Source organism: Synechococcus sp. WH 8016 (genome assembly GCF_000230675.1).
Lineage (GTDB): Bacteria > Cyanobacteriota > Cyanobacteriia > PCC-6307 > Cyanobiaceae > Synechococcus_C.
Window position 1 is genome coordinate 261741 of record NZ_AGIK01000002.1, and the last position, 12420, is coordinate 274160.

Genomic DNA, 12420 nt, shown 5'->3' on the forward strand with positions numbered 1-12420 from the left:
AAGTTTGTTCAATCAATAAGATTATTCAAAAGAGAGTCAGCATCCTCAAAATGATTAGTACGCAACAAAGTACGTGCAAGACCGAGCTTGGAACGCACAGAGTCAGGACTATCAATAAGAGCAGCCTCGAACATTGATTTTGCTAAATCAACATTATCCATAATAAGATAAAGTTCGCCTAACAGCTCAAATGAACGATAAGAGGCTAAATTAACAATCATTAAGTGGTCAAGTTCTTTAAGTGCCGTCTCATACTGATTAGCCTCCATTAAAGCACGGGCATATAAAATAGAGAGGGATTCATTGGGAGGGGAAAAGTGATAAGCACGTGAAAAGTACTCAACAGAGAGCTCAATTTCATTCTTAGCACAATAGATTAATCCTAATCCACAGTTAGCAAGAGAACTTGTAGGATTAATTATAATAGATTTTCGATAAGCAGTCTCAGCGCAACCATGTTGCTGTAAACAGATATAAATCAAACCTTGCTGAGCATATGTATCAGAACAACTTGAATCTAAGTCCAAAGACTTGTTAATCCATAAAAAAGCATTTTCAAAATCATAAATCTGACAAAACAAATAAGATAAACAACGGGAAAGGAATGAGGAGGGTGGGTTTCTATCGATGTAATTCAAAAGAAAATCAATAGAAATATCATATTGCTTATCCTTAGCACTCTGCATAGTGTACTGAACTGCAGTTAAAGGGGTAAGAGGAGTACAGATAAGCCTTGGTTTGTGCATAACAAGATAAATAATGAAAAAACAAAAAGGATTGAAAGGGACGTGATCAAATCAATAATATCAATTGCAGTCAGTAAGCACTACTAGTTAAAAGCCAAAAGGATCACAATGGGGAGGCAACATAAAGAATTCCATCAAATCGATAATAGCATATAGACAAGCACAAAGAATGATAAAACCTACAAGGAAAGAAAACAGTGAGCGAGCTCGATAGTATAAGAATAAAAGAAACACCTGATTCCAAAAAAGAAAGATAAAGCGATTATTAGGCTAAAAAGATAGAAACCTAGAAAGCATAAAAAAACAAGACAAGAAAACGAATGAAGGCTAAAAAAGAAATATTTAATTAAACTGATAGAAAACATAGCCAGACAAATAGTGAGTCACAAAAAAAGTATGAATTTTATCTTACTACTACTCGAGAAGCCTGAATGAAGAACATAGCTGCGCATGAAACCAATCAGAAAACAAGAAATGAGCTAAATAAAACAAGAAAAGAAAAGGGTAGGCGCAGAAAACAAAAAGTCGTACATTCTAACGTGCAAAAAATTATTAAAAAGAGACTGACGAAAGAAACAATATAAATACTACTCAGTTGTTATTACGACGACGTTTAGGTCGTTTCATCGGAGCAATAATGGGATTCAACATATAGATATCAGCAGGAAGTTGAAGCATGTAAAGAATAACGCTGGCAACATTCTCAGAAGTCATCATTAGTGACGGTTGAATAGAAGTTGATCCATTTTGAAGCCACAAATCAGTATTGACAGCATCAGGAAGAAGACATTGAACACGTATACCGCTAGAAGAAACCTCAGCGGCTATGGACTCAGATAACCCAATTATGCCAAATTTAGACGAACAGTATGGACCATCAAAGGCTCGACCTTGCGTACCAGATACTGAAGAAATGTTGATTATGTCGCCAAATCGCTGCTTCTGCATAATGGGTATGAAAGCACGATTTAGCAAAAATGTACCTGTAAGGTTAACATTGATAATTGTTTCCCATTCAGAGAGGGATGTCTCGGATATAGGCTTGAGAGATTCTCCAGTTCTAAGCAAGCCGACACAATTAACAAGACCATTTATATGCTGAAAATGCGCCGAATACCATGTTGTTAAATCCTTTAGTGAAGACTCGGAAGAAATATCTGCTGCAAAGACTTGAGGTTTGGGAGCATTAGGATTGCTTTTCGATAGATCATCAACTAAATCAACTAATAATTCAGTGGATAAATCGACCAAGACGACTGTTGCGTTTAAACTGTGTAACAATGTAGAAAGGGATTTTCCAATTCCACCAGAAGCACCAGCTACAAGATAAACAGAGCCACGAAGATTCACATTGTCAGGAAAAGTCATGAGCTTTACCTCCTATACTGTTTGAAGAAATCCCAGCTTAACATTGAAGCATCAACTTTATAAGATGTGGTGCCAACAAGCCATCTGGGCTGTGAAGAACCGCTGGGCCATGTATGCCCACCACCAATAATCTTATAAAGAACAACGCTTGACGAGTCTTGACATTCAGAAAATAAATATTTGATGACATTTGTAGAATCTTTTGAAACAGATGAGGACGAAACTACGTCTTCTTGACGTGGTTGGATACTACAATTGTTATTAGTTGCCCACCATTTTGCAGTTGAAAGTGGAGAAAGAAAAGTACCGACTCGTCCTTTAGAAGAGGTACCACCCTTCCAAGGGACAAATCTGTCCAAAGTACCCGAAAACATGATAACTGGCATGGGCCGACTTGGCTTACAGAATAGTTCAAGATCTATTGGCATTGCACCGGCTATGACAGAAATGGCAGCAATTCTATTGGACAATTCACAACCTAAACGCTGAGACATAAAGCCACCATTAGATATTCCAATGGCATAAATTCGTGAAGAATCAACATTCTCACTCAAAATGATCGTATCTATAAGAGAATTAATGAAACTAACATCATTGGCATTATGTCCAATAGATGTACGTCCATCATTCCAGTTTTTCTTATGTGCATTAGGATAAACAACTACAAATTTTTCGCTATCAGCCAAGTCATTCAAACGAGAAGTCTTACGAAGTCTGTCGGCAGTGGTTTTACCGCCATGAAGAGCAATGACGAGAGGGAGTTGAACATCAGAAGAAACAGCGGGTTTATGGAGAAGGTATGACCTTTTTAGACCATCTTGCTCAAGATAACGAACCGAAGTGGTTGAAATGGAAGATTGATTTTCACGAGTAGGTGTAGAACCAAAAAGCATATTGCGTCGCTCCTGCCGCTTAAGCTGACGCTCTAAACGTCGCTCCTGCCGCTTAAGCTGACGCTCTAAGCGTCGTTCATGAAAAGAAGAAGCCATAATATTTGAAAAATTGTCGAAAGACGAAACAGAATTGGCCAGAATATGAAGACCAAAGACAGTACTGATTAAAAAAGGGGTAAGCAAATTAAAGATAAGTTAAAGAATAATAATACAGGGTAACACAGGCAAACACAATACAAAAAACCAAAAAAGTTATGACAGTGTAAAACAAAGAGGGGGTTTTAGGGTAAAATAAGACATATGCAGATTGGTCTTGAAAAGAAAACCACCAATATTTGTATTATCAGCGCCTAGATCATTCTCATCAATATCAGCTTCTATACTGGGAGGACATCCCGAAGCATACTCTGTACCGGAATTGAACATACTGATCAAAGAAAACATGAAAAAGTTCATGGAAGAGTATAGGGATATTTTTATTCCACAAACACACGGATTGCTAAGAACGGTATCGGAACTATATGCAGGCGAACAAACAATGGAAACTATATCAATGTCACACAGATGGATAATTAGAAGAGCAGATAGAAAAACAAGTGATATATATGAGGAAATTTGTGAGAAAATTTACCCGTTAACATTAATAGACAAGAGCCCAGCATATGCACTACTTCCTCAGAGGTTAGCGAGAATAAAAAAGTATTTTCCTGATGCCTACTACCTACACATAACAAGACACCCAATAGATATGAACAAATCAATGTATAAGCTTGAGAAGGGAAAACTGTTGGCAATATTATCAAATTCGATAGATTTCTCAAAAGAAAATGAACTTATAGACCCACAACTTATGTGGTATACCTGTAACGCTAATATATTAGAGTTTCTGAAAAATATTAGTGAAGAAAAAAAGTTAACAATAAAAGGGGAGGAAATAATAAACAATAGAAAGGAGTCTCTAAGAAAAATATGCTCATGGATGAGTTGGAGTTGGTCTACAGATGCGTACGAACAAATGATCCATCCCGAAAACTCTCCCTATGCACAATTTGGGCCAATTGGAGCTGAGTTAGGTAGTGATCCTAATTTTTTACGATCACCAGAATTAAGACAAAATAATATCATAAGCGGTGGCCTAGAGGATAATCTTGATTGGGTAGAGAAAGGCAGAAAACTTTATCCTCATGTAAAGAAGATGGGACTAAAGTTGGGATACACTTAAGAAAAAACAAAAAATGAGAACAAAATCGATGTATATGCTAGAATGAGCTCATCCTCAGAGTTCAAATGTCCAAGCTGAAAACTTTGTCAGAACAGAGCCTCCAAAACGAAGTGATTGAAGTGGTGGCGGAAATCATAAAAGATTGGGATCTTGAATCTGAGCAAAAAATAAGTAACGAAACAGGGCTAATTGGAGAGTTGGAGTTTGAATCAATCGATATTGTAAGATTAGTCGTAGCATTAGAGCAACATTTTGAATGTAGAGGAATTCCATTTGAAAAACTATTCATGAAAGATGGTGAATACATATCAGAGTTAAGAATAAATGAAATTGCAACATTTTTAAACGAAAACGCAACAACAGGAGACAACTGATGAAAAAAGTACTAATGATAGGGCTTGACGGGGCAACTTTCTCACTACTGAAACCCCTGATTAATCAAGGATATATGCCATTTTTAGGGGAAATCCTAAAAGAGGGTTATCATGCTGAATTGATATCGACTCCAGTACCACTTACACCACCTGGCTGGATCTCTACAGTCACTGGTGTAAAACCAGAGACACATGGAATATACGACTTTTTAAGACCAGAAGTTACAAATAATGGTGTATATCTTAAGGTGAATGATTCGAGAGATATCAAAAACAATACAGTTTGGACAATAGCAAGCCGTCAGGGCAAAAAAATAACAAGCATGAACTTTTATGGAATGTCTCCACCTGTTGAGCTTGACGGTTATCTAATATCTGGCTTCATACCTTGGAAACATCTAAGGAGTGCTACGACACCTGAATCATTATTTGATGAAATAAAAGTAAGTAAAGATATAGATATTAAGAAGCTTGGTATGGATATAAGTGAAGAAAAAAAATGCATCCAAGGATTGCCAGAATCAGAATATGAAGAATGGATAGAGATGCAAGCAGTACGAGATGAGAACTGGACAAAACTAATGAAATATCTTATGAGAAAAGATCCAACAGATCTTACAGCAATAGTTTACGATGGTACTGATAAAATACAACATTTATTCTGGAGATATTTAGATCCAGAACTTGAGCAAAAAACGGTAACAAATGAATGGGCAAAGAGTATAAGAGAAAAGTGCCTTAATTACTATAAGCAAATCGATATTTCAATTAGAGATTTGGTAAAAGAATCTGGTGGTGAAACGAATTTGGTAATCACATCAGATCATGGCTTTGGACCAACAGATGAAGTAGTATACATAAATGAGTGGCTACACAGACAGGGATATTTAAAATGGGCCAACGACACAGAAGAAGAAGATAACACAAAACTAACTGCGGATAGGATAAAAGACCATTCATCAATGATTGATTGGAAAAATACTATGGCATATGTACTCACACCAAGCAGTAACGCTATTTATATAAATAGAAAATCAGAAGTCAATGAGAATGGCATAAGTGTGGAGGATTACCCTGGATTTTGCAAAAAAATACAAGAAGAACTATTAGCCTATAGTTGCGAGATTGATGGAGGCAAAATTTTCGTCAAAGCCGATCTTAACGAAAAAAGAATGAATAAAGAGGAAGATTTAAACTGTGCACCCGATATAACTCTTGGTCTAAGAGACAGCGGTTTCGTTTCTATCTTAAGATCAGCAGAAGTAGTACGAAAACGTGAAGTAATAGATGGAACACATAGGCCGAATGGCATATTTATAGGCTACGGGCCAATGTTTAATAAGGGAACCGGAAAAGAATTGTCGATTTATGATATTACTCCAATCTTATTATACGGCTTAGGAGCTTCGATACCAACTGGTCTGGACGGCGAGGTGCCAAAACATATAATTAATTCGGAATACTTGAAGGAAAATCCAGTAACTGTATCAGATAAATTGAATACAGAAAGGAAAGAATCTGAAAACAAAAAAGAAATATCAGAAGAGGAAAAAGAAGCTCTTATGGCTCAATTGAAAATGTTAGGATATATGGACTAGCACTCAATAAAAGCATTTGTTGTGAACTCAGTTCATGCAATTGATTAACCAAATAGACACATCGGAGTCAAAATGAAAAAAGCAAATTGTCTAGGAGCAAAAATAAATTATATGATATTAGGTACGAGACAGGACAAGTCACCAATAGTACTTGTTCATGGTCTAGGTGCGAATATATCATTCTGGTATATGAAAATAGCTAAAAAATTAACAGAAGATAGGCAAGTGATTATATACGACTTACGGGGTCATGGTTATAGTGATACAACTCCATCAGGTTACGATACTAGTACGATGGAAAAGGATTTAGCAGAGCTGTTAAGAATCAATGATGTAAAAAGTTACCATTTAGTCGGCCATAGTTATGGTGCTGGAATATGCATATTGCATGCAGCAAAAAACCAAAAAAGTGTAAAAACATTAACAATTGCAGATATGCAGATAACAAGTTTACAACCAATACTACAATTAAAAGAATGGCCACACTGGCAGAGGTGGAAAAAAGAACTGCTAGATAATGGTATAAAAAAATTACCAGAGGATACAAGCAACATAGACTTTACATTGCTTCAATACTTAAATACATTAACAGGAATACGGGGAGAAGCAGAAGGAAAAAGGTCGTTAAAGAAATTATCATTAAAAAACAAGGCTTCTACGAGTTGGCATCAATTAATTAAAAATACTACTGCCAAAAAGGATTTTGAAGATCAATCATCATTGAAAAGAGAAATTATTACTTCATTGAGATTACCAATATTATGTTTATATGGTGAGTTGTCACATTGCCTTCCAACGAGCAAGAAGATAAAAGAGCTAACAAAAGATTGTAAAAATATAGAGGTAGAGAATTTAGGTCACTTTCATCCAGCGTTAAACCCTGATAGATTTATAATAGAAGTAACAAGATTCATAAAAGATATAGAAGCAAGAGGTCAGTGAAATGTGTGAACAAAGCAAAGAACTAGTCTTAATCACAGGAGGAAGTAGTGGGATAGGAAAAGAGCTAGGTAGAGAATTCATAAAAAGGGGTTATATAGTGATTATTACTAGCAGTAACAAGAAAAAACTATATAATACATACGAAGAAATTCAAAAAAATAAAAATGGTGAAAATCTCAAAGCGATAGTATGTGATGTAACCAAAGAAGAAGATGTAAAAGAGATGATAACAAAAGTAGAAGAATTGAAAGTAACAGTTTCTATATTAATCACATGTGCAGGAGTTAGTAAAAGTAAAGAATCCGAAAGAGTAATGCCTTATTCTATACAAGAACTACCCAAAGATGAATGGGATTCTATTCTCAATGTAAATCTAAAAGGAGTGTTCTTGACAAATAAAGCCATTTCAAACATTATGAAAAAACAGCGGTATGGGCAAATAATAAATATAGGTTCATCAACAACAAAATATGGGCTACGAGGCCAGCCATATGCTCCAGCATATTGTGCTTCAAAATTTGCAGTAATGGGCTTAGGTAAATCCTTGTCACACGAATTAGAAGAATACGGGATAACGGTACAAACAATATGCCCTGGTTTAGTAGAGACACCATTAACGGAAAACACAGCACTAAAAACACTTTTTGACGGAAAAGCAATGAAACCAAAAAACCTGGCAAAATCAATAGCAGATATGATCGAATCGAACAAAATGATCAAAACATTAAATCCATTTTATCTTCCAAATTAATGAAAGTTAATAACAAAAAAATATATAACCCATGCCCACAAAAGGGATGTCAAAGAAAGCAATTTGAAAAGATAAGTAAAAATGGATTTGGCGATGGAAACAATAGTTATGCACACTCATCGGCTTGGTTTAATGGAGCGCTCTATGTGGGGACTACGCGATGTAACATGTGTATGCTCAAGTTTAGTGTGTCCCATAATTCTCAGACAGCACTTGAAGAAATGAAAATTTGGCCAGTAGAATGCCCAGATACAATAGAAGGAATATATGAATTAGATAGAAGAGCACAGATCTGGAGGTATAGGCCTGAACTCAATGAATGGAAAATGGTGTATAGGTCGCCACTTGTTAGTCCCGTCGAGAAATATATGGAAACATTAAAAGGAAATGATGGAAAGGAGCGAAAGGTAAGTACGAAAAAAGACCTTGTACCGCGCGATATTGGCTATAGAGGAATGTGTGTTTTTAAGGGAAAATCAGATAAAGTGGAAGCGCTATATATAGCTTCGTGGGCTCCAAGTCTAGCACCAGGACCATTGATACTTAGGACTGAAGATGGAGAAAACTTTGATATTGTCTCAGAATACGGCGTAATAGGGTTACCAGTTACAAGCATAAGATCGCTTATAAAATTTAAAGGGAAATTATATATGTCACCTACGGGTAGCAGGGGGGGTAATGCAAATACCTCTGATATTCAAGTGGTCTATGCGAGTGATGATCCAGCAAAAGGAAATTGGAAACAAACTATGATATCGGGATTTGGCGACATAAAAAATGAAAGTATATTTTCACTGGGAGTATCAAAAGATTGGCTATATGCAGGTACATTTAATTGCAATGGATACCAGATATGGAGAACAAAAGGAGGAAAGTATGCAGAGCACGACTGGGAATGCGTAGTAAAAGATGGGGCAGGTAGAGGGTCCACTAATCAAATAGCATTAAGTATATGTTACTTCAAAAACAATCTATATGTAGGGAGTGGAATTCAAAATGGAGGATACGACAGGGTAAACATGATTGGTCCAGCAGCATCAACATTAATCAGAATAAACGAAGAAACAGGAAAAAATGAATTAGTTGTAGGGACACCATATAAGAGAAATGGAGATGTAGTTATGCCGATATCAGGATTATCGGATGGTTTTGGAAATAAATTCAATGGATATTTCTGGAGGATGACAAGTCATGAGGGATGGCTGTATCTAGGGACATACGATGCTAGTTGCCTTGTAGATTGGATAGAAGTAGATAAATTATCTAAATTAAACGCAGAATTGTTTAATCATATAGGCTTAGATATGATCAAGAAGAATAGAGGATTTGAACTATGGAGAAGCTACGATGGTGAAAATTGGATACCGGTTGATCGAAAGGGTTTTGGTTGCATTTTTAATAATGGGATAAGAAACTTAGTTTCAACACCAAAGGGCCTATTTGTAGGTACAGCAAATCCGTTCGGGCCAAAAATAGCGAAAGAAATAAATGGAAATTGGGAATATATAGATAACCCAGAAGGTGGACTTGAAGTATGGATGAGTCAATGACATCAAGTAATACAATGAAAACAGATGTATACAGATTCAACAATGTGAACAAAGTAATCTGTGCCAACTGCGCTGGAAAAAAGAGCAAAGTATACAAATTAATAAACAAAGATAAAAACACAGTGTACGAATTAGACATAAAAGACTACTATCTGTGTAAACTTTGTAATGGAAAAAATACAATAAATACAATTATAGAAACTTTCTCAACAGTAACTGGTGATGATGTAGACAGAGAATCACTCATAGAATTTCTTCAAGAACTAGAAAAAGAGGGTATAATAGATAAGATAATTCAAATAGAATCGTCAAAAACTATAAACATAGAAGACGAAGCGAGGATATATGCTGATATACTTAAAGAGTCAAAAAGAGAGACTGAATTAAAAATAGACGATGAAAATAATATCGAAGAACCAAGCTTAATGATATGGATATGGGAGTCTAGAAATCCGCAGAATATATTAAAGGGGGCAAGCGAATTCAGTAAATCGATCAGGGGGTTTATAAACCTAGCTCAATATTCATTAGTCATACTATTCCCATTAGCAATTGGAACCATACTAAACAATATAGACCAACTCAAAGCCGATTATACAACTTACCTCATTGAAAACATTCCGAATATTTTCGGCTTGCTAACAGTGGCTGGAGTTCAAGCATCACTGGCGGGATTGGCATCAGGAATCGTGACACAGTCGTTTAATAACCCTCCTACAAGTATTAGCTTTGGCCTACTAATGGGATTTATTCCACAAGTTGCAATAAGATTTAAGTCTGAGTATTTAACAAGCAGGCAGAGAAGAATAGCTTTCTCATCAATTATTAAAGTTAGAATGTTTGTGTTATCGGTAGCGGTATATATATGGCAAACAAGTCACACCTATGGAACCACATTACCGTTTTATACGATTATTTTCATAATTACAGGTTTTATAGGCTTGATAATTGATTCATTCCCTTTATGGCCATCACCAGGATATTATAGCCTTATATCTGCAATAGACAAACAAGATGTAATCCGAAGCACAATAAGCATTTGGCTGATGCTTATTAAAGGAGTAAGCTTGCCTAAGGAGCTATCAGCTAGAAGGATAAATATTTCTAAAGTTATCGGAATAATAGGACTGATAGAAGGGCTTATAATAATATATATCTTAATATCGTTCTTGTCGAGAGGGATATCGGATGTTTTTGTTAAGGAAGTCTTCGGTGAAGGGGCACGGTGGCTAATATCACTAGGGCTAACGTTGTACGTTGCTAATGTGGTTTACAAATTTTGGAAAGCAATGAGCAATGCGAGAGAAGCTAAATTGGGAAGCATTCCCACAACAAAAAAATGAGTATAAAAAAAATCATGTCAAACTTTTTAACTAAATACTTAAAATTTCCTCCCAAAACTAAAAGACAGCAATCGACATATATATTTCTGCTTTTGATAGGATTGTCAATCCCATACAAGAGCTCACCAGGTGGGTTGTTTACAGTAACAGCTGAAGGTAAACAAAATTTACAAGCGCCATTTAATGGAGAAATAGTAAAAACGATAAACGAAAAAGAGTTTAATGATAAAATCAAAAAAGGTACATTAATCGCAACAGTATCGTCAGACCAGATAGAAACAAAGCTGTATGAAATTGAGGAGCAAATACAAGCACAAGAATCTAAAATACTAACACTTCAAGCACAAATACAGGTCGACACTAAGCAACTATTGCAATACCAAGATTTGTATAGTAACAGTTCTGAAAAGTACAAAAGAGAGTATAGCTTATACAAATCAGGGAGTGTGTCTTTAAATAAGATAGGGGATACTGAAAGGCAGATGAATATAGATAAAAATAATATTAATACTCAGAAAAGTGTTATCGCAAAGAGTGAACAACAAGTAAAGACAGCTGAGTACGAATTTGCTCAGCTTAAGGAAAAGCAAAGATATTATTCGAACTTGCTATCTAAATCAGACATACTTATGCCATTTGATGGTTATATATATTCCCAAAATCTAAGCTCAAGAATAGGAAGCCAAGTAAATGCTGGAGACAATATTGCAAATGCAAGTAAAATACGGCAATACTTTGGATTAATGCAAATTTCAGAAAATACCGCAGGTGTAATAAAAATCAACAAAGAAGTAGATATTAGATTGTCATCAGATCCATTAAAAACCTTGAGCGGTAGAGTGGTACAAATAAATCAAGCAGCAGTAGCGAATGAATCAAAAGGACAAACAAGTAAAAATATAGATAGTGGCAATAATGTAAAGATTGTCAAAGATACAACTGGAAAGATTTTAGAAGTTAAGGTTAAAATTATCGACTCACAAGGTGTTAGACTTGTTCCTGGGTTGACAGGCTGGGGGAAGGTATCAGGAGGATATGTTCCATTATTCTGGGCGTTTGCTAAATCACTATTTAGATTCGTACAGATCGAAGTATGGTCCTGGTTCCCATAAATGACTGAAAGAGAACATTCAAGCAATCTTGAAGATATCAAAGAACGCAGAGATCTGGTAGAATATAACTTGTCACTAACAAACTATATACTAGAAAATATTAATAAAGTCAATATTCGGCAATCAGACGGAGAAACAGGCGGAAACTTAACAGGCGATACAAAAGATGAAGATAAGAAAAAAGAAATGGTATTATTTGAAAAGCGGATAAAAATGATACTAGCTTTAGAAAAAAACGATGACCTTGACATAGATATGGTAATCAAAAAGTACTTGCCAATACTGAACAGGATAAAACTCGCACAAGAAGGCGAAATAAAATTACTTAGTAAGCAGATAAGACAATATTATGGGAGTGATGATACGGACAAGGAAGAATCTATAACGTAACATAAGAAAGCTAGAATTGATTCATAGAATGAAAAGTGATTTAAGTCAATAATAGCCTATAAGTGTTGCAAGCTGGAAATATTAGAAAAACAACTGATTATAAGTTCTAAGCTATGAAAAATATTCCAATA

12 protein-coding genes are annotated in these 12420 nt (G+C 35.5%); 9 read left to right on the forward strand and 3 right to left on the reverse strand.

The genetic code is table 11. The features are described 5' to 3' along the window. Window positions 1–8: 8 nt before the first annotated feature. The 3 genes from SYN8016DRAFT_RS15060 to SYN8016DRAFT_RS14535 all read right to left on the reverse strand — a co-directional run bounded on the left by SYN8016DRAFT_RS15060 (window position 9) and on the right by SYN8016DRAFT_RS14535 (window position 3103). Window positions 9–746: a lipopolysaccharide assembly protein LapB gene (locus SYN8016DRAFT_RS15060; RefSeq protein WP_141561434.1), complete on the reverse strand. Its 738-nt coding sequence runs from the start codon at window positions 744–746 to the stop codon at window positions 9–11. Between the two features lie 591 nt (window positions 747–1337). After that, the gene (locus tag SYN8016DRAFT_RS14530) at window positions 1338–2114 is read right to left on the reverse strand and encodes an SDR family oxidoreductase (RefSeq protein WP_006853889.1); all 777 of its coding nucleotides are present in this window, start codon (window positions 2112–2114) and stop codon (window positions 1338–1340) included. Window positions 2115–2119: 5 nt separating this feature from the next. Next, on the reverse strand, window positions 2120–3103 hold the full coding sequence (locus tag SYN8016DRAFT_RS14535) for a PHB depolymerase family esterase (protein WP_006853890.1): 984 nt from the start codon (window positions 3101–3103) through the stop codon (window positions 2120–2122). Between the two features lie 217 nt (window positions 3104–3320). Between SYN8016DRAFT_RS14535 and SYN8016DRAFT_RS08205 the strand changes: the two genes are divergently transcribed. The 9 genes from SYN8016DRAFT_RS08205 to SYN8016DRAFT_RS08245 all read left to right on the forward strand — a co-directional run bounded on the left by SYN8016DRAFT_RS08205 (window position 3321) and on the right by SYN8016DRAFT_RS08245 (window position 12289). After that, window positions 3321–4229 (forward strand): sulfotransferase, encoded by a 909-nt coding sequence (locus SYN8016DRAFT_RS08205; protein WP_038014155.1) that lies wholly within the window; start codon window positions 3321–3323, stop codon window positions 4227–4229. Window positions 4230–4294: 65 nt separating this feature from the next. Beyond that, window positions 4295–4603: an acyl carrier protein gene (locus SYN8016DRAFT_RS08210; RefSeq protein WP_006853893.1), complete on the forward strand. Its 309-nt coding sequence runs from the start codon at window positions 4295–4297 to the stop codon at window positions 4601–4603. Next, on the forward strand, window positions 4603–6201 hold the full coding sequence (locus tag SYN8016DRAFT_RS08215; RefSeq protein ID WP_006853894.1) for an alkaline phosphatase family protein: 1599 nt from the start codon (window positions 4603–4605) through the stop codon (window positions 6199–6201). Before SYN8016DRAFT_RS08210 ends, SYN8016DRAFT_RS08215 begins: the two co-directional genes overlap by 1 nt. A gap of 72 nt (window positions 6202–6273) precedes the next feature. Continuing rightward, complete coding sequence (locus tag SYN8016DRAFT_RS08220) at window positions 6274–7143, forward strand: alpha/beta fold hydrolase (RefSeq protein WP_006853895.1); 870 nt, start codon at window positions 6274–6276, stop codon at window positions 7141–7143. Window position 7144: 1 nt separating this feature from the next. Beyond that, complete coding sequence (locus SYN8016DRAFT_RS08225) at window positions 7145–7894, forward strand: SDR family oxidoreductase (protein ID WP_006853896.1); 750 nt, start codon at window positions 7145–7147, stop codon at window positions 7892–7894. After that, complete coding sequence (locus tag SYN8016DRAFT_RS08230) at window positions 7894–9444, forward strand: hypothetical protein (RefSeq protein ID WP_006853897.1); 1551 nt, start codon at window positions 7894–7896, stop codon at window positions 9442–9444. The genes SYN8016DRAFT_RS08225 and SYN8016DRAFT_RS08230 overlap by 1 nt, the downstream gene beginning before the upstream one ends. Continuing rightward, window positions 9441–10787 carry a PqqD family protein gene (locus SYN8016DRAFT_RS08235; RefSeq protein WP_216725585.1) on the forward strand — a complete coding sequence of 449 codons (1347 nt, stop codon included), beginning with the start codon at window positions 9441–9443 and terminating at the stop codon, window positions 10785–10787. Before SYN8016DRAFT_RS08230 ends, SYN8016DRAFT_RS08235 begins: the two co-directional genes overlap by 4 nt. A gap of 14 nt (window positions 10788–10801) precedes the next feature. Next, window positions 10802–11899, forward strand: coding sequence for an HlyD family secretion protein (locus SYN8016DRAFT_RS08240; protein WP_159098317.1), 1098 nt, complete (start codon window positions 10802–10804; stop codon window positions 11897–11899). Continuing rightward, window positions 11900–12289, forward strand: coding sequence for a hypothetical protein (locus tag SYN8016DRAFT_RS08245; protein ID WP_006853900.1), 390 nt, complete (start codon window positions 11900–11902; stop codon window positions 12287–12289). The last annotated feature ends 131 nt before the right edge of the window (window positions 12290–12420 follow it).